General features: G+C 70.9%; 23 protein-coding genes and 1 tRNA gene. 10 read left to right on the top strand and 14 right to left on the bottom strand.

All coding sequences use genetic code 11. The features are described from left to right. The first annotated feature begins 31 nt into the window (after positions 1-31). A complete protein-coding gene (locus BFN33_RS15900; RefSeq protein WP_069760679.1) occupies positions 32-3322 on the top strand; it encodes a discoidin domain-containing protein in 3291 nt (1096 codons plus the stop codon). Then, the gene (locus BFN33_RS15895) at positions 3319-4803 is read left to right on the top strand and encodes a family 43 glycosylhydrolase (RefSeq protein ID WP_069760678.1); all 1485 of its coding nucleotides are present in this window, start codon (positions 3319-3321) and stop codon (positions 4801-4803) included. Before BFN33_RS15900 ends, BFN33_RS15895 begins: the two co-directional genes overlap by 4 nt. Here the strand turns inward: BFN33_RS15895 and BFN33_RS15890 are convergent. Both BFN33_RS15890 and BFN33_RS15885 read right to left on the bottom strand, forming a co-directional pair. Next, on the bottom strand, positions 4792-6147 hold the full coding sequence (locus BFN33_RS15890; protein WP_069760677.1) for an alpha/beta hydrolase: 1356 nt from the start codon (positions 6145-6147) through the stop codon (positions 4792-4794). The two genes, BFN33_RS15895 and BFN33_RS15890, sit on opposite strands and share 12 nt — an antisense overlap. Before the next feature lie 125 nt (positions 6148-6272). Next, positions 6273-6932, bottom strand: coding sequence for a GntR family transcriptional regulator (locus BFN33_RS15885; protein ID WP_069760676.1), 660 nt, complete (start codon positions 6930-6932; stop codon positions 6273-6275). 95 nt (positions 6933-7027) lie between these two features. On the opposite strand from BFN33_RS15885, the gene glyA reads away from it, so the two are divergent. From glyA to BFN33_RS15860, 5 genes are read left to right on the top strand one after another with little or no spacing between them, the layout of a single operon-like run. Beyond that, a complete protein-coding gene (gene glyA, locus BFN33_RS15880) occupies positions 7028-8332 on the top strand; it encodes a serine hydroxymethyltransferase (RefSeq protein ID WP_069760675.1) in 1305 nt (434 codons plus the stop codon). Next, the gene (locus BFN33_RS15875) at positions 8329-9549 is read left to right on the top strand and encodes a sarcosine oxidase subunit beta family protein (protein WP_069760674.1); all 1221 of its coding nucleotides are present in this window, start codon (positions 8329-8331) and stop codon (positions 9547-9549) included. The genes glyA and BFN33_RS15875 overlap by 4 nt, the downstream gene beginning before the upstream one ends. An 18-nt stretch (positions 9550-9567) precedes the next feature. Further along, complete coding sequence (locus BFN33_RS15870) at positions 9568-9849, top strand: sarcosine oxidase subunit delta (RefSeq protein WP_069760673.1); 282 nt, start codon at positions 9568-9570, stop codon at positions 9847-9849. Continuing rightward, positions 9846-12671, top strand: a complete 2826-nt coding sequence (locus BFN33_RS15865; RefSeq protein WP_069760672.1) for a sarcosine oxidase subunit alpha family protein — start codon at positions 9846-9848, stop codon at positions 12669-12671. Before BFN33_RS15870 ends, BFN33_RS15865 begins: the two co-directional genes overlap by 4 nt. Then, on the top strand, positions 12664-13284 hold the full coding sequence (locus BFN33_RS15860) for a sarcosine oxidase subunit gamma (RefSeq protein ID WP_069760671.1): 621 nt from the start codon (positions 12664-12666) through the stop codon (positions 13282-13284). The genes BFN33_RS15865 and BFN33_RS15860 overlap by 8 nt, the downstream gene beginning before the upstream one ends. A gap of 71 nt (positions 13285-13355) precedes the next feature. On the opposite strand, the gene BFN33_RS15855 is transcribed toward BFN33_RS15860, so the two are convergent. From BFN33_RS15855 to BFN33_RS15810, 10 genes are all read right to left on the bottom strand, one after another. Further along, positions 13356-13432: transfer RNA gene (locus tag BFN33_RS15855), tRNA-Pro, on the bottom strand. A gap of 91 nt (positions 13433-13523) precedes the next feature. Beyond that, positions 13524-13889 (bottom strand): MmcQ/YjbR family DNA-binding protein, encoded by a 366-nt coding sequence (locus tag BFN33_RS15850; protein WP_069760670.1) that lies wholly within the window; start codon positions 13887-13889, stop codon positions 13524-13526. Positions 13890-13919: 30 nt separating this feature from the next. Further along, positions 13920-14453 carry a GNAT family N-acetyltransferase gene (locus BFN33_RS15845; protein ID WP_069760669.1) on the bottom strand — a complete coding sequence of 178 codons (534 nt, stop codon included), beginning with the start codon at positions 14451-14453 and terminating at the stop codon, positions 13920-13922. Beyond that, entirely contained in the window at positions 14450-15028 is a 579-nt protein-coding gene (locus BFN33_RS15840; protein ID WP_069760668.1) for a helix-turn-helix domain-containing protein, read from the bottom strand. Before BFN33_RS15840 ends, BFN33_RS15845 begins: the two co-directional genes overlap by 4 nt. A gap of 41 nt (positions 15029-15069) precedes the next feature. After that, on the bottom strand, positions 15070-15972 hold the full coding sequence (locus tag BFN33_RS15835) for a LysR family transcriptional regulator (protein ID WP_069760667.1): 903 nt from the start codon (positions 15970-15972) through the stop codon (positions 15070-15072). A gap of 27 nt (positions 15973-15999) precedes the next feature. Then, positions 16000-17193, bottom strand: a complete 1194-nt coding sequence (locus BFN33_RS15830) for a glycine C-acetyltransferase (RefSeq protein WP_069760666.1) — start codon at positions 17191-17193, stop codon at positions 16000-16002. Positions 17194-17243: 50 nt separating this feature from the next. Beyond that, positions 17244-18272 carry an L-threonine 3-dehydrogenase gene (tdh, locus tag BFN33_RS15825; RefSeq protein WP_069760665.1) on the bottom strand — a complete coding sequence of 343 codons (1029 nt, stop codon included), beginning with the start codon at positions 18270-18272 and terminating at the stop codon, positions 17244-17246. Between the two features lie 129 nt (positions 18273-18401). Next, entirely contained in the window at positions 18402-18773 is a 372-nt protein-coding gene (locus BFN33_RS15820) for a nuclear transport factor 2 family protein (RefSeq protein WP_069760664.1), read from the bottom strand. A 31-nt stretch (positions 18774-18804) separates the two neighbouring features. Beyond that, positions 18805-19518, bottom strand: coding sequence for an SDR family NAD(P)-dependent oxidoreductase (locus tag BFN33_RS15815; protein ID WP_069760663.1), 714 nt, complete (start codon positions 19516-19518; stop codon positions 18805-18807). Between the two features lie 127 nt (positions 19519-19645). Then, positions 19646-20584 (bottom strand): LysR family transcriptional regulator, encoded by a 939-nt coding sequence (locus BFN33_RS15810; protein WP_069760662.1) that lies wholly within the window; start codon positions 20582-20584, stop codon positions 19646-19648. 108 nt (positions 20585-20692) lie between these two features. Here BFN33_RS15810 and BFN33_RS15805 point away from each other — a divergent pair, with 108 nt between their 5' ends. Genes BFN33_RS15805 through BFN33_RS15795 form a run of 3 tightly spaced genes read left to right on the top strand, consistent with a single transcriptional unit; the run spans position 20693 to position 22830 of the window. Next, a complete protein-coding gene (locus BFN33_RS15805; protein ID WP_069760661.1) occupies positions 20693-20983 on the top strand; it encodes a muconolactone Delta-isomerase family protein in 291 nt (96 codons plus the stop codon). Between the two features lie 56 nt (positions 20984-21039). Then, a complete protein-coding gene (locus tag BFN33_RS15800; RefSeq protein WP_079140846.1) occupies positions 21040-22194 on the top strand; it encodes a YbfB/YjiJ family MFS transporter in 1155 nt (384 codons plus the stop codon). Positions 22195-22236: 42 nt separating this feature from the next. After that, a complete protein-coding gene (locus BFN33_RS15795) occupies positions 22237-22830 on the top strand; it encodes a GPP34 family phosphoprotein (protein WP_069760752.1) in 594 nt (197 codons plus the stop codon). Between the two features lie 39 nt (positions 22831-22869). Here the strand turns inward: BFN33_RS15795 and BFN33_RS15790 are convergent, their stop codons facing one another. Then, positions 22870-23469, bottom strand: coding sequence for a TetR/AcrR family transcriptional regulator (locus BFN33_RS15790; protein ID WP_069760659.1), 600 nt, complete (start codon positions 23467-23469; stop codon positions 22870-22872). A 57-nt stretch (positions 23470-23526) separates the two neighbouring features. Beyond that, the gene (locus tag BFN33_RS15785; protein WP_069760658.1) at positions 23527-24105 is read right to left on the bottom strand and encodes a GAF domain-containing protein; all 579 of its coding nucleotides are present in this window, start codon (positions 24103-24105) and stop codon (positions 23527-23529) included. Positions 24106-24141: the final 36 nt, after the last annotated feature.

The following is a 24141-nucleotide window of genomic DNA, read 5'->3' as shown; positions in this document are numbered from 1 at the left end:
TTTAGGTCGTTTCAGCAAAGGGGAGCATCCGATGCGAAGACGAACTGCGCCGCGAAGACGAACCGGGACCGTCCCCCAGCGCATCATCGTGATCCTGACCCTCCTCCTGTGTTCGGTCTCCCTCGCGGCTCCCGCCCGGGCCGCGCAGACCATCGGGTTCCCCGCCTTCACCGGGCCCGCGATCCCCGCCCCGCCCGTCGCCCAGACCACCGGCGACATGATGCGGGCCATCTACGACGCGGAGAGCTCGGGCACCGACTTCTGGATGGACCGGCTGCTGGCCCGCACCGGTGACGACCCGTCCGGACCCTGGCTGATGAGCCGCGGACGGGCGCTCTTCATGAAGGAGCACGACCCGGCCCGGCTCGGCTTCGCCGGCAAGGTCGCCTACTGGGAGAGCATCAACGACAACAGCGCCTACACGGTCGCGATCACCCCGGGCACCTTCACCGAACAGGTCTCCCAACGCCGTCAGACGCCCAGCCACTGGAGGAGCGTCCACACCAGCGGCTCGGTCTCGGTCGAGCAGACCAAGTTCATCACCGACAACAACGTCGCCGTGACGAACCTTTCGATCAAGAACAACGGCAGTAGCCCGACCACCCTGCAACTGCGGGCGACCTCGCCGTACGCCACCACGGGCACCGGCAGCGAACTGACCGGCCAGGTCAACGCCTACAACAACCTCACCACCATCCGGCCCCGGCTCACCGGCGACGGTTTCAGCGCGTCCGGCGGCGGCCTCAACCGGTCGGTGACGATCGCGGCCGGGGCCACGGTGACCACCAAGGTGGTCATGGGCTTCGTCACCGACGAGATCCCCGAGTCGCTCAGCGAATACCAGGCCTACGCGGGCTACTCCCCCGCGACCGCCTTCGCGACCCATGTACGGGCCTACAACCTGTGGTGGGCACAGAACGTGCCCTACATCGACGTACCGGAGCCGGCGATCAAGAAGAACATCTACTACCGCTGGTGGCTGATGCGCTTCAACAACCTCGACGCCGACATCCCCGGGCAGACCTTCCAGTTCCCGACCTCCACCGAGGGCGTCCTCGGCTACAACAACGCGATCGCGCTGACCCAGCCGATGCACATCGACGACCTCAAGTACCTGCGCAACCCGGCCTACGCGTACGGGGACTGGCTCAGCGTCGGCCAGGTGTCCAAGGGCGGGCGCTTCCTCGACAACCCGGGTGACCCGGAGAACTGGTCCAACAGCTACACCCAGTACATCGCCGAGGCGGCGTGGAAGAGCTACCAGATCCACGGCGGCCAGCCGGCCATCGCCGCCCAGCTCGCCCACTACGCCGAGGGCGACGTGAAGGGACAGCTCGCCTACTACGACCACGACAACAACAAGCTGATCGAGTACGACTGGGGCGCCCTGACCGGCAACGACGCCGACGCGGTCTCCTTCCACTGGAAGCCCGGGAACATGGACCGCGCCGAGTCCGCCTACCAGTACAGCGGTGCCCTCGCCGCCGCGCAGGCCTACGAGGCGACCGGCAACACCGCCAAGGCGGCGGAGATGCGCACGCTGGCGAACCAGATCAAGGACGCCATCGTCAACGTGCTGTGGAACCCCAACAGGCAGCTGTTCGAGCACCGGCTGAAGTCGACCAACGAGTGGGTGCCCTGGAAGGAGATCAACAACTACTACCCGTTCTCGGTCGGCGCGGTCCCCAACACGGCCACGTACAAGCAGGCGTTGCGGCTGTACGACGACCCCGCCCAGTACCCGGTCTTCCCGTTCTACACGGCCAACCAGGCCGACAAGAAGGCGGCCGCCGACGCGGATGAGCCCGGCTCCAACAACTTCTCGACGATCAACTCCACCGTCCAGTTCCGGCTCTACTCCTCGGTGTTGCGCAACTATCCCAACTCCTGGATGAACGCGACGGACTACAAGAAGCTCCTCTACTGGAACGCCTGGGCGCAGTACGTCGGCGGCGACACCCGGTGGCCAGACGCCAACGAGTTCTGGGCGGACTGGAACGGCAGCGGCATCGACTACCGCTCCTGGATCCACCACAACATCCTCGGCAGCAGCAACTGGACCGTCATCGAGGACGTGGCGGGACTGCGGCCGCGCAACGACGCCAAGGTGGAGCTTTCCCCCATCGACATCGGCTGGGACCACTTCACGGTCAACAACCTCCGTTACCGGGGCGCCGACCTTTCGATCGTCTGGGACGACCCGGCCGACGGTGTGGTGCGATACCCGGGCATCCCGGAGGGCTACTCGATCTACGTGAACGGCAACCGGGTGGCCACGGTCGGCTCGCTGGTGCCGTTCACCTGGGATCCGGCCACCGGTGACGTCACCACGAGCGGCACGGTCACCCATCACACGGCCGTCTCCGGGCTCAAGGCGCCGAACCAGGTCGTGCAGGACAGCCCGCGCATGGTGGACATGCTCGCCAAGGCCGGCGTCGACCTCACCGCCGATCTGACCAACCTGGCCGCCGGGGCGACCGTGTCCGCCTCCTCCACCGGCTCCGGCAGCACGGTGGGCGCGGCGGTCGACGGCTACCCCACCAACGAACCGTTCTGGGGCGCCGGCGGATCGGCCGCCCAGGACTGGTACGAGCTGAACCTCGGCACGGCCCGCACGCTCGACGAGGTGCGCCTGTACTTCAAGGACAGCCGCCCGGCGAGTACGACCTACCGGGCGCCGTCGGCGTACACGGTCCAGTACTACAACGGCAGTTCATGGGTGGACGCCCCGAGCCAGACGAGGAGTCCGGCGGCACCGCGCGCCAACTACAACCTGGTGAGGTTCCCGGCGATCAGCGCCCAGCGCGTGCGTGTCCTGGCCACCAACGCGTCCGGCGCCAGGACGGGCCTGACCGAGGTCAAGGTGTTCAACCGGGGCGGGGGCCGGCCACCGGCCAACCAGGCGGCATCGGCGACGGCTTCGGCGTCGTACACCTCTTCCTGGGAGAGTGTCGCCGCGGTCAACGACGGCATCGATCCGCCCTCGTCCAACGACACCGTCAACCCGCGCTGGGGCACCTGGCCGGAGACGGGCCAGCAGTGGGCCGAGCTGACCTGGCCGACGGCGAAGACCCTGAACAAGGCCGAGGTGTACTTCTTCGACGACGACCAGGGCATCGACCTGCCCGCCTCCTGGAAGCTCCAGTACTGGAACGGCAGCGCGTACGTCGACGTGCCCGGCGCGAGCGGCTATCCGCTGGCCAAGGACCAGTACGACAGCGTCACTTTCACCGCCACCGACACCACCCGGCTACGAGTGCTGCTCACGAGCAACGGCAGCAACTCAGTCGGCCTCCTCGAAGCGAAGGTGTACGGCCCGTGACCAGATCCAGAATCCTCCTGGCCCTGCTCGTCCTGGCAACGGCCCTGCTCGTCGCACCGCCCGCGTCCGCCGCCGTCACCTTCACCTCGACGGCCGTGAACCAGGGTGGCGGCAACTGCCTGGACCTGCCCGCGGGTTCGACGACCGCGGGGGCTCAACTCCGGGCGTTCACCTGCTCGTCGGGCGCCGACCAGAACATCGCCTTCACGCCCGTCTCCGCTACGAGCGACACGTACACGATCACCACCCGGTCCGGTCAGTGCGTCGACGTCAGCGGCGCCTCCACGGCGGACAACGCGGCGATCATCCAGTGGCCCTGCCACGGCGGGACTAACCAGCAGTGGCGGCTCGTCCCGGTGACGGTCGCGGGCACCGACAGGACCTTCAACCTCGTGTCGGTCGGCTCCGGCAAGTGCGTCGCGCCGAGCGGTGGTGCGTCGGCCCCGAACACCAACCTGGTCCAACTGCCGTGCGCCACAAGCGGCGGCCGGGTGTGGCGACTGCCCGCCTTCACCGGCGGCGGCACCGGACCGGGCACCTTCACCAACCCGCTCTCCCAGCACGGGCCCGACCCCTGGCTGACGTACTACGACGGCTCCTACTACCTCGCCACCACGACCTGGAACTCGACGGTCACCATGCGCAGGGCGAGCACCCTCGCTGGGCTCGCCACTGCCTCCGACCAGGTGATTTTCAATCTGACCCGGCCCAACGGGGCGGGCACGATGTGGGCACCGGAGTTCCATCTGCTCGACGGGCCCAACGGGAAGCGGTGGTACTTCTACTACACGGCCGGGCGCGAGCCGTACGACCTCGGCACCCAGCGCATCCATGTGCTGGAGAGCGCCGGACTGGACCCCATGGGCCCCTACAGCTTCAAGGCCGACCTACTGGACCCCACCCAGGACAACACCTGGGAACTGGACCCGGGGATCCTCCAACTCAACGGAAAACTTTATCTGTTGGGCACCTTCTACAACGGTTCGCAGCCCATGTTCATCCGCCCGCTGTCGAACCCCTGGACCGCGAGCGGCACCCGGCGTGTGCTGTCCACGCCCACCTACGGCTGGGAAACGGTGGGCGGCGCCGTCAACGAAGGCGCCGAGGTGCTTCAGCGGGGCGGGAAGACGTTCATCGTCTACTCGGCCAGCCACTGCTCCACACCCGACTACAAGCTGGGGATGCTCACCTACAACGGCGGTGATCCGCTCAGCTCCTCCTCCTGGGTCAAGTCGCCGAACCCGGTCTTCCAGCGGTCCGACGCCAATGGCGTGTACGGCCCCGGCCACAACGGCTTCTTCAAGTCGCCCGACGGCACCGAGGACTGGATCGTCTACCACGCCAACAACTCGGCGAGCGGCGGCTGCGACATGAACCGCACCACCAGGGCGCAGAAGTTCACCTGGAACGCCGACGGCACTCCGAACTTCGGCACCCCGGTGGCGCTCGGGGTCACTCAGACCGCGCCCTCAGGGGAGTAGGCCGGTGAGGAACGGTGCGAGGGTGCGGGTGAACGTGTTGTGCTGCGGGGCGGCGAACAGCGGGTCGAGGTGGTTCATCCCGTTGTCCGTCCCGTACGTCGCGTACGGGATGCGCGAGTCGGCCACGACCTGGCGGGCCGCCGAGACGATCGTTCCCTTGGCGTAGCTCGTCTGGAAGGCGTACAGCGGGACGTCGAGGCCTGCGGCGTGCTTCAGCCGCAGGCCCAGCGAGCGGGCCGTGTCGGTGTCGGCGTAGGAGTCGGTGACGTCGAGGTCGACCGACAGCCGGGCCGGCCAGTACCACTCCCATACGGCCGGTTCGGGGCCGCCCGCGTACGCGGTGGCGACCCGGTCGATGGGGGTGATGCCGTCGTCGACCCAGCCGCGCGGTTCGCCGCTGTCGGCGAGATGTCCCGAGTGCACGCTGATGTCGTTCGGCCAGCCGATGCCGGCGTCCACCAGGGTGCCCAGGAGGCCCGCGTTGGTCACCTGGACCGGCGGCCGCAGGGCGTCGGGCATGCGGGGCTGCAGGACCGAGGGGCCGTCCGGGTCGCGCTGGGCGTACCAGCCCGCGAGCTGGTACCAGATCTGGGTGCTCTCCGCCCGGTCACCCAGCCCCACGGCGCTCAGGGTCATGTCGAAGACCGCGCCGCCCTCGATGGCCGCCAGCCGCTCCTTCACCTGCTCCGGCGAGTCGGCGACCGGCTCCCCCGTGCCGTCGAACGCGCCGCGCACTCCGCCGTCGACCAGCACCAGGGCGGCCACGTCCCGGTACCCGGGGCAGCCGTCGAAGTCCCACGCTGCGTAGGCCATCGCGGTGGTCGCTCCCCATGAGTGGCCTCCGAGCACCACTCGGCGGCCACCCCGGGCGGCGGCCCGTACGACCGCGCGCAGATCCTCCAGCGTGCGGGTCAGGCCCCACCCGGCGGCGAAGGCGGAGGCCGCGGGGTCCTGCGAACGGTAGTGACCGTCGAGGTAGTACGCGGCCGGGTCGGCGGTGCGGAAGCCCGAACGATCGGCGAGGTTCTCCTCCCGCCGGTCGAACGCCCATACCTGCACTCCCGGCACGGCCGCGACGAGGTCCCGGGCCGCCCACCGGAAGTCGTTCGCCGCCCCGAACATCCCCGGGACCATCACCAGCACCGTGCGGGCCGTGTCGGGACCGACCTTCAGCACATGGACGCGGTCCGTGCCCTCCGGGCCGCCCCCACCGTCCACGGTCAGCGGGACATACGGCTCCCGGACGGGTCCGGCGGCCGCGGCCGACCCGGCTCCCGCAGCCAACAGGGCGGCCCCACCGGCCATGCCGCCCAGCACCGCCCTACGAGACAGACTTCCCGTCACTTCCGTAGTCCTCTCAACTGCCCGCCCACAGACGCCGGATGACAACGTACGCCCCCAACCTGACGGGCTCGCACCCGGAGTCGGCCGCGCACCCCCGGAGGGGCCTCCGCAGAGACCCGCCGGTCTCAGATCGCCTCGCGGATCGCCTGTTCGAAGCCCACGACGTGGCTGCGGGCGAGCCGCGCCGCCGTGTCGGCGTCACCGGCGACGATCGCCTCGATCAGCGGTCCGTGTTCCTCTACGTGGCCGGCCATGTCGTCGAGCCGGTCCACGAACAGGCACCAGATGCGGGTCGCCAGATTGTCGTGGCGGACGAGGGTGTCCTCCAGGTAGGGGTTGTGCGTGGCGGTGTAGATGGCTCGGTGGACCTGGAGGTCCAGGTGCATGAGCTCGGCGGAGTCCCGCCCGGGAGTGCCGGCGGTGTCGAGTTCGCGCCGCAGGGCCGTCAGGTTCGCCCGGTCGGTGGCCGTGGCGCGCCGCGCGGCCTGCGCCGCGGCCAGGGGTTCCAGTTCCTGGCGCACCTCGGAGATGTGCGCCAGGTCGGTGATGTTGACCTCGGTGGCGAAGGTGCCGCGGCGGGGGTAGGTCGTGATCAGGCGCTCGTACTGGAGCCGCTTGAGCGCCTCGCGCACGGGCGTGCGTCCGACGCCGAGGGACTGCCCCAGCTGCTCCTCGTTGATCGGCGCGCCGGGCCGGATCTCCAGCATGACGAGCCGGTCCCGGATGGCGCGGTACGCGCGCTCGGCGAGCGACAGCTCCTCGATCTCGGTCGCGACCTGCTGCATGGATGCCCCCTTGACCTGTGCGGCGAGCTCCCATACCTTACCGCACAGGCTGATATATCAGTTGCTCTTTAGCTGGCTCTCAGGATGGTGCACAGATGGCAACGAGTACGTCGCTCACCACGCCCGCCTCCACGCTCTCCCTGCCCCTCAGCGAGCTCGACCCGGATGTCGCCACCGCCGTGGCCGCCGAACTGCACCGCCAGCAGTCCACCCTCGAGATGATCGCCTCGGAGAACTTCGCCCCGGCCGCCGTGATGGAGGCCCAGGGCTCGGTCCTGACCAACAAGTATGCCGAGGGCTACCCGGGCCGCCGCTACTACGGCGGCTGTGAACACGTCGACGTCATCGAGCAGTTGGCCATCGACCGGGTGAAGGAGCTCTTCGGCGCCGAGGCCGCGAACGTCCAGCCGCACTCGGGCGCCCAGGCCAACGCGGCCGCGATGTTCGCCCTGCTCAAGCCCGGCGACACGATCCTCGGCCTGGACCTGGCGCACGGCGGGCACCTGACCCACGGCATGCGCCTCAACTACTCCGGCAGGCTGTACAACGTGGTGCCCTACCACGTGCGTGAGTCCGACCTGCGCGTCGACATGGACGAGGTCGAACAGCTCGCCCTCGCCCACCGGCCCAAGATGATCGTCGCGGGCTGGTCGGCCTACCCCCGGCAGTTGGACTTCGCCGAGTTCCGCCGGATCGCCGACGAGGTGGGCGCGTATCTGCTGGTGGACATGGCCCACTTCGCCGGTCTGGTGGCCGCAGGCCTCCACCCGAGCCCGGTGCCGTACGCCGACATCGTCACGACCACCACCCACAAGACCCTCGGCGGCCCGCGCGGCGGTGTCATCCTCAGCCGGGCCGGCCTGGCCAAGAAGATCAACTCGGCGGTCTTCCCGGGCCAGCAGGGCGGCCCGCTGGAGCACGTGATCGCGGCGAAGGCCGTGGCCTTCAAGGTGGCTTCCTCGGATGAGTTCAAGGAGCGCCAGCGGCGCACGCTGCGGGGAGCGAAGATCCTCGCCGGCCGGCTGCTGGCCGACGACGTCGCCGAGGCCGGGATCACCGTGCTGACCGGCGGCACCGAAGTCCACCTGGTCCTGGTGGACCTGAGGAACTCCGAGCTCAACGGGAAGCAGGCCGAGGACCGGCTGCACCGCGTCGGCATCACCGTCAACCGCAACGCCGTGCCCTTCGACCCACGCCCGCCGATGGTCTCGTCGGGCCTGCGGATCGGTACGCCCGCCCTGGCCACCCGCGGCTTCGGCGAGACGGAGTTCCGCGAGGTCGCCGACATCATCGCCGAGGCCCTGAAGGGCGAACGGCCGGGCGACGAACTGAGCGCCCGGGTCGAGAAGCTCGCCACCGCGTTCCCGCTCTACCCGCACCTCGACGGAGGCCCGGCATGACCGCCGAACCGCTGCCGGAACACCCGGACTTCCTCTGGCGCAACCCCGAGCCGCGTTCCTCGTACGACGTCGTCATCGTCGGCGCGGGCGGGCACGGTCTGGCCACCGCCTACTACCTCGCCAAGAACCACGGCATCACCAACGTGGCCGTCCTGGAGAAGGGCTGGCTCGCGGGCGGCAACATGGCCCGCAACACCACGATCATCCGCTCCAACTACCTGTGGGACGAAAGCGCGGCGATCTACGAGCACGCGCTGAAGCTGTGGGAGCGGCTCCCGGAGGAGCTGGAGTACGACTTCCTGTTCAGCCAGCGCGGCGTCCTCAACCTCGCGCACACCCCGCAGGACGTCCGCGAGGGCGTGCGCCGCGTCAACGCCAACCGCCTCAACGGGGTCGACGCCGAGTGGCTGGAGCCGGACGAGGTCGCCAAGGTCTGCCCCATCCTCAACGTCTCGTCCCGCACCCGGTACCCGGTGCTCGGCGCCACCTTCCAGCCCCGGGCCGGCATCGCCAAGCACGACCACGTCGCCTGGGCGCTGGCCCGCCGCGCCGACGAGCTGGGCGTGGACCTGATCCAGGGCTGTGAGGTCACCGGCTTCCTCATGGACGGCGACCGGGTCGTGGGCGTCGACACCAACCGCGGCCGCATCCACGCCGGCCGGGTCGGTCTCGCGGCCGCCGGGCACAGCAGCGTGCTGGCCGAGCGGGCGGGCGTACGGCTGCCCGTGCAGTCCCACCCGTTGCAGGCGCTGGTCTCCGAGCTGCACGAGCCGGTGCACCCGACCGTCGTCATGTCGAACCACGTGCACGTCTACGTCTCCCAGGCCCACAAGGGCGAGCTCGTGATGGGCGCGGGCGTCGACTCGTACAACGGCTATGGCCAGCGCGGCTCGTTCCATGTGATCGAGCAGCAGATGGCCGCCGCCATCGAGCTGTTCCCGATCTTCGCGCGGGCGCATGTGCTGCGCACCTGGGGCGGCATCGTCGACGTCACTCCGGACGCCTCACCGATCATCGGCAGCACGCCGGTCGAGGGTCTGTACGTCAACTGCGGCTGGGGGACGGGCGGTTTCAAGGCCACCCCGGCGGCCGGCTGGACCTTCGCGCACACCATCGCCACGGGCGAACCGCATCCGCTGAACGCTCCCTTCGCCCTCGACCGTTTCACGACCGGCGCGTTGATCGACGAGCACGGCGCCGCGGCCGTGGCCCACTGAGGCATTGAGGAGAACGCCGTGCTGCTGATCACCTGCCCATGGTGCGGACCGCGGAACGAGACCGAGTACCACTACGGCGGTCAGGCCCATGTCCCCCACCCCGAGTCCCCCGCCGATCTCAGCGACGAGCAGTGGGCCGAGTACGTCTTCTACCGCGACAACCCCAAGGGCCCCTTCGCGGAACGGTGGATGCACAGCATCGGCTGCCGCCGCTGGTTCAACGTCCTGCGCGACACCGCCACCCACGAGGTGTTGACCTCGTACCGGCCCGACGAGCAACGCCCGGGAGGGACCCGATGACCGACCAGCGCTTCCGGCTGCCGCGAGGCAGCCGAGTCGACCGCGGCACCTTGCTGCGATTCACCGTCGACGGACGGGAGTTGACCGGCCACCCCGGCGACACCCTCGCCTCCGCGATGCTGGCGAACGGTCTCGTCGAGGTCGCCCCCTCGCTCTACCGGAGCCGCCCGCGCGGCATCGTCTCCGCAGGAGTGGAGGAACCCAACGCCCTGGTGCAGCTGGGCGGTTCGTGCTCGGAGGGCATGCTCCCGGCCACGACCGTCGAGCTGTACGACGGCCTGTCCGCCACCACGCTCTCCGGGATGGGCCGGCTCGACCCCACTCCGGATCCCGCCGTCTACGACAAGAAGTACGTCCACACCGACGTCCTGGTCGTCGGCGCCGGTCCGGCGGGTCTCGCGGCCGCCGCCGCTGCCGCCGCCTCCGGCGCCCGCGTGATCCTCGTCGACGAGCAGCCCGAGTCCGGTGACGGGGAGTGGGCCGACGAGTTGCGCGCGACGCTCGACGCGGCGCCCGAGGTCGTCGTACTGCATCGGACGACGGCTTTCGGGTCGTACGACGACAACTACGTACTGGCGCTGCAGCGGCGCACCGACCATCTCGGCGCGACCGCCCCCGAAGGCGTCTCGCGGCAGCGGCTGTGGCACATCCGGGCCCGCCAGGTGGTCCTCGCGACCGGCGCGCACGAGCGTCCGCTGGTCTTCGCGGGCAACGACCGGCCCGGGATGATGCTCGCCGGGGCCGTGCGCACCTATCTCAACCGGTATGCCGTGGCACCGGGTTCACGGGCCGTGGTGAGCACGACCAACGACAGTGCCTACGACACGGTCGCCGATCTGTACACCGCCGGGATCCCCGTCGCCGTCGTCGTGGACGCGCGCCCCGAACTGTCCGACCGGGCCGCCGAGGTGGCCGCGGCGACCGGGGTGCGGGTGCTGACGGGCAGCACGGTCGTCGACACCGCGGGCGAGCACAGGCTCACCGGCGTCACCGTGCGGGCCCTCGACCACGAAGGCCAACTCGTCGGTGAGCCGGAGTCGTTCGACTGCGACCTGCTCGCCGTCTCGGGTGGCTGGAGCCCTGTGGTGCATCTGCACAGCCAGCGTCAGGGGCGGCTGCGCTGGGACGACGGGCTCGCCGCGTTCGTGCCGGAGGGAGCCGTACGGGACCAGCAGGTCGTGGGGGCGGCCCGGGGGACGTACGACCTCGACGGCTGTCTGGCCGAGGGGTCACGGGCCGGAGCGCTGGCGGCGACGGCGGCAGGGTTCCCGGTGCCCGTACCGGCCGAGCTCGCGCGGCGCGCCCCCGGCCCGACGCGTGCTCTGTGGCTGGTGTCCGCCTCCGACGGCGAGCCCGGCACCTGGGACGGCCACTTCGTCGACCTCCAGCGTGATGTCACCGTCGCCGACGTCTGGCGCTCCACCGGCGCGGGGATGCGCGGGGTCGAGCACGTCAAGCGGTACACCTCGCTCGGTACGGCGAACGACCAGGGCAAGACGTCCGGCGTCAACGCGATCGGGGTGATCGCCGAGGCCCTCGGCGGTTCGCTCGCAGAGATCGGCACCACGGCCTACCGGGCGCCGTACACGCCGATCGCCTTCGCCGCCCTGGCCGGGCGTGAGCGCGGCGAGCTGTTCGATCCGGAGCGGACCACGTCGATCCACCCCTGGCATGTGGCGCACGGCGCGGAGTTCGAGGACGTCGGGCAGTGGAAGCGCCCCCGGTACTACCCGCAGACCGGTGAGGACATGGACGCGGCCGTGGCGCGCGAGTGCCGGGCGGCCCGGGAGGGGGTGGCGTTCATGGACGCCTCCACCCTCGGCAAGATCGAGATCTGGGGCGCGGACGCGGGCGAGTTCCTCAACCGGATCTACACGAACGCCTTCAAGAAGCTCAAGGCCGGAACCGCCCGTTACGGCGTCATGTGCAAGCCCGACGGCATGATCTTCGACGACGGTGTGACCCTGCGCCTCGACGACAACCGCTACTTCATGACCACCACGACCGGCGGCGCGGCAGGCGTCCTGGACTGGCTGGAGGAGTGGCTGCAGACCGAGTGGCCCGAACTCGACGTTCACTGCACCTCGGTGACCGAACAGTGGTCGACGATCGCCGTGGTGGGCCCGAAGTCGCGCGAGGTCGTCGCCCAGCTCGCGCCGGACGTGGACCTGTCCGCCGAGGCGTTCCCCTTCATGGCCTTCCGCGAGACGACCCTGGCCTCCGGCGTTCCGGCCCGGATATGCCGGATCTCCTTCTCCGGCGAACTCGCCTACGAGATCAACGTCTCCGCCTGGTACGGCCTGGCGGTCTGGGAGGAGGTGGACGCGATCGGCCGGCCGCACGGCATCACCCCGTACGGCACCGAGACGATGCACGTCCTGCGGGCCGAGAAGGGCTACATCATCGTCGGCCAGGACACCGACGGCACGGTCACCCCGCAGGACGCGGGGATGAGCTGGGTGGTCTCCAAGCAGAAGGACTTCATCGGCAAGCGGTCCTTCGCCCGCGCCGACACCGCCCGCACCGACCGCAAGCAACTGGTCGGTCTGCTCCCGGCCGACCGCACGACCCGGCTGCCCGAGGGCACCCAACTCGTCGCGCCGGACGTCGATCTGGAGACGGTGCCGGTGCCGATGCTCGGCCATGTCACCTCCAGCTATCACAGTCCGGCCCTGGGCCGTCCCTTCGCCCTCGCCCTCGTCGCCGACGGACAGGCGAGGAAGGGCCAGACGCTGCTGGCCCCGGTGGGCGAGGCCCTGGTGCCGGTCGAGGTGACCGACTTCGTCCTCTACGACCCCGAAGGGACCCGGCGAGATGGCTGAACCGATCACGGAGGGACCGGTGGCCCTGCGCACGAGCCCCCTGTCCCACCTTCAGGAGCGGATGGACGCCGCCGCCGTCCGCGGCGCCCGGGGCGTCACCCTGACCGAGCTGCCGTTCGTCACGATGGTGAACGTGCGGGTCGACCCCGCGTCCGCGGCGGCCGACCGGATCGGCAGGACCCTGGGGGCACCACTCCCCCGCCGGTGCGGCGACACCGCCGCCCCGGGCCTCCATACGATCATGTGGCTCGGCCCCGACGAGTGGCTCGTGCTGTCCCGGGCCGACGCGGGCACCGTGACCGCGAAGGTACGGCAGGCCCTCGACGGCGCTGCCGGCTCGGTCGTGGACGTCTCCGCGAACCGCACCACACTGGAGCTGAGCGGACCGGCCGCCCGGGAGGTGCTGGAGAAGGGCTGCCCGCTGGACCTGCACCCCCGCGCCTTCGGCCCCGGCCGCGCGGTGTCGACCACGGTGGGCCCCATCGCCGTGCTGCTCTGGCAGCTCGACGACTCCCCGACGTACCGCCTGCTCCCGCGGTCCTCGTTCGCCGACTATCTGGCCCGCTGGCTCATCGACGCGATGAGCGAGTACGGCGGGCCGCAGGTCGCCTGACGGGCGCCCCGTGGATACGGAAAAGGCCGTTTTCTCATCCCTGAGAAAACGGCCTCCGACCTGCGTGAAGCTGGTCGGGACGACAGGATTTGAACCTGCGACCCCTTGACCCCCAGTCAAGTGCGCTACCAAGCTGCGCCACGTCCCGGTGCCCGCCTGACCTGGGGTTTCCCCTGGCCGAACGTGCACAGAAACCATACCGCACTCGGGTCGGTGGTCGCGCACCCCTTTCGCCCGTCTCACCCCCTGGGCGGATCGGGCAGGCCCAGCTCCGGATAGGCGTCGAGCAGCCCGGACGGCGCCGCCTGCCGCCAGGAGTCGGCGAGGATGTCCCGCAGTTCGCCCTCGTCCTCGATCGCGGTGAGGCGGGCGCGCACCCACGCGAACTGTGCCTCGTGATCGGCGATCCAGAACTTCCCCGGCTCGGCCAGCACCAGCTCGTCGCGCTCCTCCTTCGGACAGCGCACGGCGATGGAGGTCTCGTCCTCGGGCAGCGTGGCGAACATCTTCCCCGCGACCCGGAACGTGGGCATGCTCCAGGCGATCTTCTCCGTCGTGTCCGGCAGGGACAGGGCGACACGGCGTACGTCTTCGGCGTCCGGCATGACAGGCACCGTAGCGGCTGCCACTGACAATCACCTGGTCGGAGCGGTCGCCCCGAGCCGCTTGTAGTACAGGGTCGTCGGCCGCAGCACCCCGGCGGGATCGGCCGCGTAGTCGGGGATGACTCCGGCGCGGGTCCATCCGGCGCCGCCGTAGAGGCGCTCGGCGGGGCTGTCGGTCTCGGTGTCCAGGTGGAGCAGGGTGATTCCGGCCGCGCGGGCGGCCTCCTCCGCGACGCCGAGGAGTCGGCGCCCGAGACCCTGCCCGCGCGCGTCCCGGTGCACCATCAGCTTGACCAACTCCGCGCGGTGCCGGGAGTTGGGTTTGTCGGGGAAGGCCAGGCTGACGGTGCCGACCGCGCGGTGACCGTCGTACGCCGCCCACACCGCCAGAGACCCCGCGGCCACCGCGCTCACGCGCACCTTCCACCAGGCGACGGCCGCCGCCCGGTCCATCGGTGCGAGGAACCCGACGGAGGCGCCGCCGTCCACGGTGTCGACCAGCAGATCGGCCAACTCGTCCACGCCGTCGAGCAGTTGGGCATCGTCCAGGCGTATGACGATCACGGCAGGACCACCGCCAGCACATACCGCACCGGGTCGGGACCCGCGCACCGGAACCGTGTCGGTCCCCACACCCGCAGCCGCAGGCAGTCCCCGGTGCCGAGGTGGTGCTCGACGTCCTGGTCGGTGACGTCGAGCGCGCCCTCCAGAACCCAGATGTGCTGCTCCAGGCCCGGCACGGGCGGCCGGTCGTAGGCGATGTCGGAGCCGGCGGCGAGCCGTCCCTCGACGAGTTCGCCGCGCAGCCCGGAGTGCGGCGGCGACACGGACCGCCGTACGAACCCGCACGCCCGGTCCTCCCACACCGTCTGGTCGGCGCCCCGGATCAGCAGGGCGGACTCGGCCTCGACCTCGCTGAGCAGCTGGGACATGGTCCGTCCGTACACCCCGCACAGCCGGTTCAGCAGCGAGGCGGTGGGGCTGATCTCGGCCCGCTCGGCGCGGGAGAGGGTGGACTTGCTGACGCCGCTGCGCTCGGCCAACTCGCCCAGGGACCAGCCCCGTTCGGCCCGCAGCGCGGCGAGTCGGACGCCGAGGCGGGTGTCGACGGGATCACGGCCGGGTTCATCGCGTCTCACATTCGGGACGCTATCTCACATACGAGAAACCGGGCCAGTCCCTATTGGCCGGCAACGGCTCCGAGCGCGGCCAGCACGGGACGGATGAGGGGGTGCTCCTCCGCGCCCCGCCGCACGGCCGCGAAGACCCGGCGCGTCGGGGCGACCCCGTCCACCGGTCGTACGACGACCCCCGCGAGGTCCATCCCGATCAGCGCCGAACGCGGCACCAACGCCACCCCCGCGCCCGCCGACGCCAGCGCCACCACCGCGCGGAAGTCGTCCGACGAGTGCTCCAGACGTGGCTGGAATCCGGCGTTCTCGCAGGCCAGGACCACGACGTCATGGCAGGGGTTGCCAGGATAGGGGCCGATCCACGGGTCCTTGGCGAGCTCGGCCAGCGGTACCTCGCCCGCCTCGGCCAGCCGGTGGCTCACCGGGACGACCGCGTCGAAGGGCTCGGCGTACAGGGGCACGTGGGCGAGGCGTGGGTCGTCGGCGGGCGGGGCCCCGCGGTACTCCACGGCGACCGCCACATCGACCTGCCGGTCGAGGACCATCGGCAGACTGGCGTCACCCTCGGCGTCCTGGACGCGGAGGTGGATGCCGGGGGCTGTCGATGCCAGGCGGGCCACCGCGGGGGCCACGACCAGGGCGATCCCGGTCGCGAAGGAGGCGACCGTGACCGTGCCGGCCGCGCCCGAACTGTAGGCGGCCAGCTCGGCCTCCGCCCGCTCCAGCTGGGCCAAAACCGCGTTGGTGTGGCTGAGCAGGATCTCGCCGGCCGGAGTCAGCCGTACCCCCTTCGCACCGCGCTCGACGAGCCGGTGGCCGGTCTCCTGCTCCAGGGCCGTGAGCTGCTGCGAGACCGCGGAGGGGGTGAGATACAGCGCGGCGGCAGCCGCCGTGACCGTGCGGTGGTCGGCCACCGCACGGAGGATGTGGAGCCGCCGCGCTTCGATCATGGGATCGATTATCGCAATACGTCCGGACTAGGCCGCCAGCTCGGCCCTGGCCGCGACGAAGGCGTCGACCGCGCGGTTCACGTCCTCGGTGGAGTGGGCCGCCGAGAGCTGCACCCTGATGCGGGCCTGGCCCTGCGGCACGACCGGGTACGAGAAGCCGATCACGTACACGCCCCGCTCCAGCAGCAGCTCCGCCAGCCGGCCCGCCTCGGACGCGTCCCCGATCATCACGGGCGCGATGGCGTGATCGCCGGGCAGGACGTCGAAGCCCTCCTCCGTCATCCGGCGCCGGAACAGCGCGGTGTTCTCCCGCAGCCGCACCCGCAGGTCGTCCGCCGACTCCAGCAGGTCGAGGACCTTCAGAGAGGCCGCGGTGATCACCGGGGCGAGCGTGTTCGAGAAGAGGTACGGCCGTGAGCGCTGACGCAGGAGCGCGACGATCTCGGCACGCGCGGCGACGTAACCGCCGGAGGCGCCGCCGAGCGCCTTGCCGAGGGTGCCCGTGATGATGTCGACGCGGTCCATGACGCCGTGCAGCTCGGGGGTGCCGCGGCCGCCGGGGCCGACGAAGCCGACGGCGTGCGAGTCGTCGACCATGACCATGGCGTCGTACCGGTCGGCGAGGTCGCAGATGTCCTTCAACGGCGCCACGTAACCGTCCATGGAGAAGACGCCGTCGGTGACGACCAGCTTGCGCCGGGCGCCCGCGGCCTCCTTCAACTGCCGTTCCAGATCCGCCAGATCACGGTTGGCGTACCGGAAACGGCGGGCCTTGGACAGCCGGATGCCGTCGATGATGGACGCGTGGTTGAGGGCGTCGGAGATGACCGCGTCCTCGGGGCCGAGCAGCGTCTCGAAGACGCCGCCGTTGGCGTCGAAGCAGGAGGAGTACAGGATCGTGTCCTCCTGGCCGAGGAAGGCGGACAGCCGCGCCTCCAGTTCCTTGTGGACCTCCTGCGTGCCGCAGATGAAGCGGACCGAGGCCATGCCGTAGCCCCAGCGGTCCAGGGCGGCGTGGGCGGCGGCGACGACCTCGGGGTGGTCGGCGAGGCCGAGGTAGTTGTTGGCACAGAAGTTGAGCACCTCACCGGGGCGGCCGCCCGCGGAGACGTTCACCGTCGCGGACTGCGGAGTGTCGATCACCCGCTCCGGCTTGTGCAGGCCGGCGGCGCGGATCTCGTCGAGGGTGGCGCGCAGGTCGTCGCGCACGGAGTCGAACATCGTCAGTCCCTAAGGCAGTTGGTCCGGTCGAGGCAGTCGGTCCGGTCGAGTCAGGTGGTCCAGTCGAGGATGACCTTGCCGCCGCGGCCGCTCGCCGCGTCGGCGAACGCGGCCTCGAAGTCGCGGTAGCCGTACCGGCCGGTGATCACGGGGGCGAGGTCGAGGCCGCCCTCCAGGAGGACCGACATCGCGTACCAGGTCTCGAACATCTCCCGGCCGTAGATGCCCTTGATGGTGATCATCGAGGTGACGATCCGGGCCCAGTCGACCGGGAACTCCGCGGCCGGCAGCCCCAGCATCGCGATCCGGCCGCCGTGCGTCATGTTGGCGATCATGTCGCGCAGGGCCTCCGGCCGGCCGGACATCTCCAGGCCGATGTCGAAGCCCTCGCGCAGCCCCAACTCCCGCTGCCCGTCGGCGATCCGCGCCTCCGACACATTCAGCGCGAGGCTCACCCCGATCTTGCGGGCCAGGTCCAGGCGCTCCTCGCTGACGTCGGTGACGACGACGTTGCGGGCGCCCGCGTGCCGGGCGACCGCCGCCGCCATCAGTCCGATCGGCCCGGCGCCAGTGATCAGCACGTCCTCGCCGACCAGCGGGAAGGACAGCGCGGTGTGCACGGCGTTGCCGAACGGGTCGAAGATCGCGGCCACGTCGAGTTCGACGGGGACGCGGTGCACCCACACGTTGGCGGCGGGCAGGGCGACGTACTCGGCGAAGGCCCCGTCCCGGCCCACCCCGAGCCCGACCGTGGCCCGGCACAGGTGCCGCCGCCCGGCGAGGCAGTTGCGGCACTTGCCGCAGACGAGGTGCCCCTCGCCGCTCACCCGGTCGCCGAGGTTGATCTCCGAGACATCGCGCCCGGTCTCCACGACCTCGCCGACGAACTCGTGCCCCAGGACGAGGGGCGTGCGGATCGCCTGCTGTGCCCAGCCGTCCCAGGACCGGATGTGCAGATCGGTGCCGCAGATGCCGGTGCGCAGCACCTTGATCAGGACGTCCCCGGGGCCGACGGCCGGCTCCGGGACGTCCGCGAGCCACAGTCCGGGCTCCGCCTTCTCCTTGACCAGCGCCTTCACGGCATGGCTCCTGTGGGTGCGAGGGGTGGAAACGCCCTGCAATCTGCCGTACGACGCCGTCCTGGTCCATCGAGGATTTCTTAAGCGGTGCCACAGCTCCGCTTCACGCCCGCCGCGGGCCCGGAGGGCCTAGCCGAGGCGGGAGACCTGATAGTGGCTGATGTACCAGTCGTCCCCCGCCCGGGTCAGGAGAACCGCGAGCTTGACCGCGAGCGTGGGCCGATCGGTGAAGGTGAAGTCGACGTCCAGGTAGCCCAGGACGAGGCCGTCGGCGGGGCGCCGCGTCTCGAGGATGCGGTACTCGGCCTTCATGCCGAGCGGCTGGGAGTCGTAGTACTCGGCGACGCCCCGCCGTCCGACGCTGTAGGGGTGCAGTCCCTGGAAGAGGGCGTCCTCGGTGAAGAGGGCGGCTACGCGCTCCGGTTGGTGGGCGTCGACACCGGCCTTCCACCGGTCGAGGACGTCGTCCAGGATCGCCTTGTCGTCCGTCGAGCTGCTCATGTCGCTCCTTGGTCGATGAATTGACAGGTCGTCAGTGTCCGGCGCTCATACCGCCGTCGACGTGCAGGATCTCGCCTGTGACGAACGGCGCCGTCTCCAGGAAGAGCACGGCGTCCACGATGTCGCTCACTTGGCCCATCCGTCCGACCGGGTGCAGGGCGGAGAGGAACTCGTGGGTCTCCTCCGCGTGCATGGGCGTCTTGATGGTGCCGGGCGACACGGCGTTGACGCGGATGCCACGGCCGGCGTACTCGACGGCGAGGGACTTGGTGGCGGACTGCACACCGCCCTTGGTCAGCGAGGCCAGCACGGAGGGGACCCTGGAGTCCGCGTTGTCGACCAGGCTGGTGGTGATGTTGACGATGTGGCCGCCGCCCCGGGCGAGCAGGTGCGGGACGGCCCGCTGGGTGAGATGGAAGACGCCGGCGACGTTGATGCCCGTCACGGTGGCGTAGTCCTCGGCGGTGTACTCGGTGAACGGCTTGGCGACGAAGACGCCCGCGTTGTTGACCACGGTGTCGATGCGGCCGAACCGCTCCACGGCGGCCTCGACGACGCGCCCCGCGGTCGCCGGGTCGGCGATGTCGCCCTGGACGGTGAGGACGTCCGCGTCGTCGAGGGGTGCGATGGTGCGTGAGGTGGCGACGACGGCGTAGCCGAGCTTGCGGTAGCCCTCGACGAGGGCGGCGCCGATGCCCTGCGAGGCGCCGGTGATGATCGCGACCTTCTGGCTCTGCGTGCTCATGGTGACCTTCTTCGAGTCGGTGACCGGTACTAGCCGACCGGTCGACTATTTGGAAGGTAGGCCGGTCCACCGGCAGACGGAAGGACCGGCTTCCTACGGCCTGGAAGGCGCTGCCTCCCAGCGCAGGTCAGCCCGGGATCGCGTACGGGTCGTCGGCGGGCAGCCAGGCGTCCGGGGCGTGGATACCGAGGTCGCCGACGCCCTCGCACAGCGCGTCGACGACACCCAGGACACCGGCGCGCTCCTCCTTCTCACGCCACACCAGGGACCACGTCCAGTAGACCTTCGGTCCGGTGATCTCGCGGCGGACGAGGTCGGGCGGGAGCGGACTGGTCTGGCCCTTGGGCGAGTTGAGGACGGGGCGGGTGCAGCGGCGCACGTGGTCGAAGAACGCGGGGCCGGTGATCGCGCCGTCGGAGATGCGGACCGTACGGGCGCCGGTCGCCTGCGCGAGCTCTTCGGCGTACACGTTCCAGGCGGCCCAGGCGGTGAGATCGTCGTCGATGAGCACGTGGACGTCCCGGGCCGCCACATCGGGTACGTCGCCGCTGTCGCCGCCCCTGGCGACGGCGTAGAGCCGGTCGGCGCCGATCAGCCGGGCCCGCAGCCCCAGCCTCCGCAGGTCCTCGGTGCGCACCCAGCACACGGCGAGGTCCAGGCTGCCGTCGGCGACCCGCGCGGCCTGCGTGTGGGAGGGGGCGACCCAGGCGTCGACGTGCACCTGGGCCACCGCTGCCGTACGCGAGACGAGGTCGGGGGGAAGCCAGTTGACGTAGCCGAGCCGCACCGACTGCGAGCCGGTCAGGGTGCCCGCCCGGCGTTTGAGGTCGTCGGCGCGGTCCAGCAGGGCGCGGGTGTGCGGGAGGAGGGCGGCACCGGCCTGGGTGAGGGAGACCTTGCGGCGGTCGCGGTCGAACAGCCGGACGCCCAGGTCCCGTTCGAGTGCCTTGATCTGCTGGGAGAGCGAGGGGCCCGCGATGAGCAGCCGCTCGGCGGCCCGGCCGAAGTTCAGTTCCTCGGCGACCGCGACGAAGTACCGCAGCTGGCGCAGTTCCACGGGCGCCATCGTACGCGCGCTGGGAGGCTGCGCCTCTCAGCAGCGAGGAAGCCTGTCGTGGCATCGGCGCAGGTGATGTGCGCACCATGGGTTCACCGACGACGAGCGGAGAGCGTCATGCGAGAGTTCCTGGTCGAGATCACCACCACCGTTCCCGAGGGCACCGGACAGGAGGAGGTCGACCGGCGGCGGGCCGCCGAGGCCGACCGCGCGAAGGAACTGGCCGCCACCGGCAATCTGGCCCGACTGTGGCGCCCCGTGGGCGAGTTGCGCAGCATCGGGGTGTGGCGGGCCGCCGACGAGGCGGAACTCCACGAGAAGGTGCTCGGCACCCTGCCGCTGCGCCCGTGGATGACCCTCACCGTCACCCCGCTGGAGTCGCACCCCAACGACCCCGGCACGAAGTGAGCGCCTCGTCCCCCTGGAGTCATGCCGCGCGGGCCGCGGCGGCGCTCGCGGCAGGCATGGGAGTCGGCCGCTTCGTCTACACCCCGATCCTGCCCCTGATGCACGCCCGGGCAGGCCTGTCCACGGGAGCTGGGGCGAACCTGGCCACCGCCAACTACGTCGGCTATCTCGTCGGCGCCCTCGCGGGCATCCTGGCCCCCGCACTGATCCGGTCGCGCGCCGTACTGCGTGCCTCCCTGATCCTGCTGACCGGCACGCTCGCCGCGATGCCCCTCACCCACAGCACCACCGTCTGGAGCCTGCTACGGCTGCTGGCCGGCGTGGCGAGCGCCCTGGTGTTCGTCGTCGCGGCCGGCTCCCTCCTGCACCACCTGCGGGACCACCCGCCGCACCTGGCCGGCTGGGCGTTCGGCGGGGTGGGCGGCGGCATCGCGCTGTCCGGCCTGCTGGTGCTGGTGCTGCGGTCCGCCGCCGACTGGCGCACCGCCTGGTGGGCCGCCGCCGTACTGGCCACGCTGCTCGCGGCCGCCTCGTGGAACCTACGGCCGCAGGAGGCGCCCGTCCCCGCCCCGCGCGGGAGCGGCGCGAGACCCCGCACGCACCGCTGGTTCGGTGCGCTGTTCGTCAGCTATACCTTGGAGGGCGTCGGCTACATCGTCGCCGGGACCTTCCTGGTCGCCGCCGTCGGACAGGAGTCCCCCGGCTGGGTCGGCAGCGGCGCCTGGGTGCTCGTGGGCCTGGCCGCCGTCCCGTCCTCGGCGCTGTGGGCCCGGCTGGGCCGCCGGTGGTCACTCCCCGGACTGCTGCTCACGGCGCTCGTGATCCAGGCGGCCGGCATCGCCCTGCCCGCCCTGGTCGGCGGTACGGCCGCGGCCCTCGGCTCGGCGGTGCTGTTCGGCGCCACGTTCATCGGCGTCAGTTCGCTCGCCCTGGCGACCGGAGCCCACTTGCGGTTCCCCCACTCGGTCGCCCTGCTGACCGCCGGTTACTCGGTCGGACAGATCCTGGGCCCGCTGGTCGTCACCCCGCTGCTGCACCACGGCTACGATCGGGCCCTCGTGCCGGCCGCCCTCGTGGTCCTGGTCGCGGCCGCCGCGGCCGCCGTGCTGCGGATCGGTTTTCCGCACCACATGGTCGTAAGAGGCCACACGGTCCCGGAGCAGCAGCGAGAATCGACCAAGGACGTCCGGCCCGCCGTGGCCGGGCCCTGAGCACTCACCGCCGCACCCCGGCCGACTGACATGGAGCCGCTGATGACCACCGCACGGGACCTCGCGATCGTCGTCCTCGATGTGGCCACCGACAAGCCGGTGGAGCAGGGCGATCTCTCGCTCGTCCTCGCGGGAGCCGAGGTGCTCGACCTCCTCGACGCCCGCGCGCTCGCCCTGGACGGTGACCGCATCCTGCCCCAGGCCCTGTCCCCCACGGGCGACCGTCTGTTGGACGAGGCCGCCGAGGCGCTCGTACGGCAGGAGCCGTACGAGTCGGTCGAGGAGTGGCTGTGGCGCCGGGGCCGCGGGCTGTCCGCGGCCTACGTCGACGACCTGGAGCGGGTCGGTCTGACGGCCCGCTCACGGGGCCGCCGCATCCCACTGCGGACCGGGCGGACGGAACTGGTGGACTCGGCGGCCAGGCGGCAGGCCGAGGAGCGCCGGGCGGCGGGCGAACCCGTCCTCGCCGCTCTGGTGTCCGCCGCCGGGATCGGTGACGAGCCGGCCGGGGAACTCGCCGACGATGCCGCCACCGTGCTGGCCGCGGTCGGGGACGCGGTGATGGAACTGGAGGCCGTACGCCAGCGCAAGGTCATCGAGGACGCCGCGTTCGACAACGTCTGGCGCGGTTACTGAGGCCTGTCCGGCAGATCAGGCTCTGGGAGCCATCAGCCTCTAGGAGCCTTCGACGCCGAGCAGGGCTCGGCAGTTGTCCCACAGGGGGCTCAGGCGCTGGGGGCTGTTGTAGAGCTTGGCGAACATCACCTGGCCCTCCAGTTGGGCCACCACCGCCCGTGCCGCCTCCCGCGGGTCGGACACGGTGACGTCGCCGCGGTCCCGGGCCTCGGCGACGACCGCCTCGACCATGTCGACCTGCGCGTCGAAGATCTCCTGCAGCCGCCCGCGCACCGGCTCGGCGTGATTGCTCAGCTCCAGAGCGAGGTTCCCGAACAGACAGCCCGAAACCGTGCCGCAGCCCTCCTGGACGGCACGCTGGCCGGCCTCGGTCTGCTCGAAGAGCCCGCGCAGTCGTCGCAGGGGGTCCGCGTCCGTGCCCAACACGCTTTCCCACTCCCGCCGTTGGGCCGCCCAGTGCTCGTCGACGACGGCGAGCGCGAGGGCCTCCTTGGACTCGAAGAAGTAGTAGAAGCTGCCCTTCGGCACCCCGGCCGCCTTGCAGATCTCGGCCACGCCCAGCGCCGAGTAGCCGCGCCCCTCGATGAGCGAGCGCGCGGCACCGAGGATCTTCTGTCTGGCGTCACTGGTACGTCCCACACAGCGAGTCTAGGTGGGTACTGGACCGGTCGGCTTGCGATGTGGCCGTCTCCTCGGTCACAGCACCGGGAGCCCGTCGGCCTCCCGTCGCTGGAGACGCGCGACCAGTTCCGCCGCAGACGACTTGATGGTCTCCAGGCCGGACTTCCCCCAGGTCCGGGGCTGCACGTCCGCTGCGCACACCGTGCCCAGCACCATCCCGGTGGAGTCGATGAGCGGCGCGCCCAGATAGGAACGGATGCCGAACTCGTCGACGACCGGGTTGCCCGCGAACCGTGGGTAGTCACGGACGTCCTCCAGGACGAGCGCCTTGCGGCGGGCGACCACATGGGGGCAGAACCCATGGTCGCGCGCCATATAGCGGCCCACTTGCGGCTTGGCCTCGTCGCCGTCCGCCGGGGGCCGGGCCACCGGAATCCTGAGACCGGCGAAGAACTGCCGGTTCTCGCCGATGAAGTTGACCATGGCGTACGGCGCCCCCGTGTGCTCGGCGAGCCGCTCGGCGAAGGCGTCCAGCGCGGGCTCCGGGCGCTCCCCGAGGTCCAGCATGCGCAGCCGTCGCGCGCGGTCCGGGGCCTCCTTGTCCTCCGGGGTGAGCAGCAGACGACCGGCCGGGCGTGGTGGGTCGTAGCTCATGGGCGGGTTCCGTCGCTGTGGACGTCGGTCATATGC

This window comes from Streptomyces sp. LUP47B, assembly GCF_001746295.1.
Classification (GTDB): Bacteria; Actinomycetota; Actinomycetes; order Streptomycetales; family Streptomycetaceae; genus Streptomyces.
Note: the sequence above shows the minus strand (reverse complement) of the source record. Positions and strands in the feature narration are given on the sequence as shown.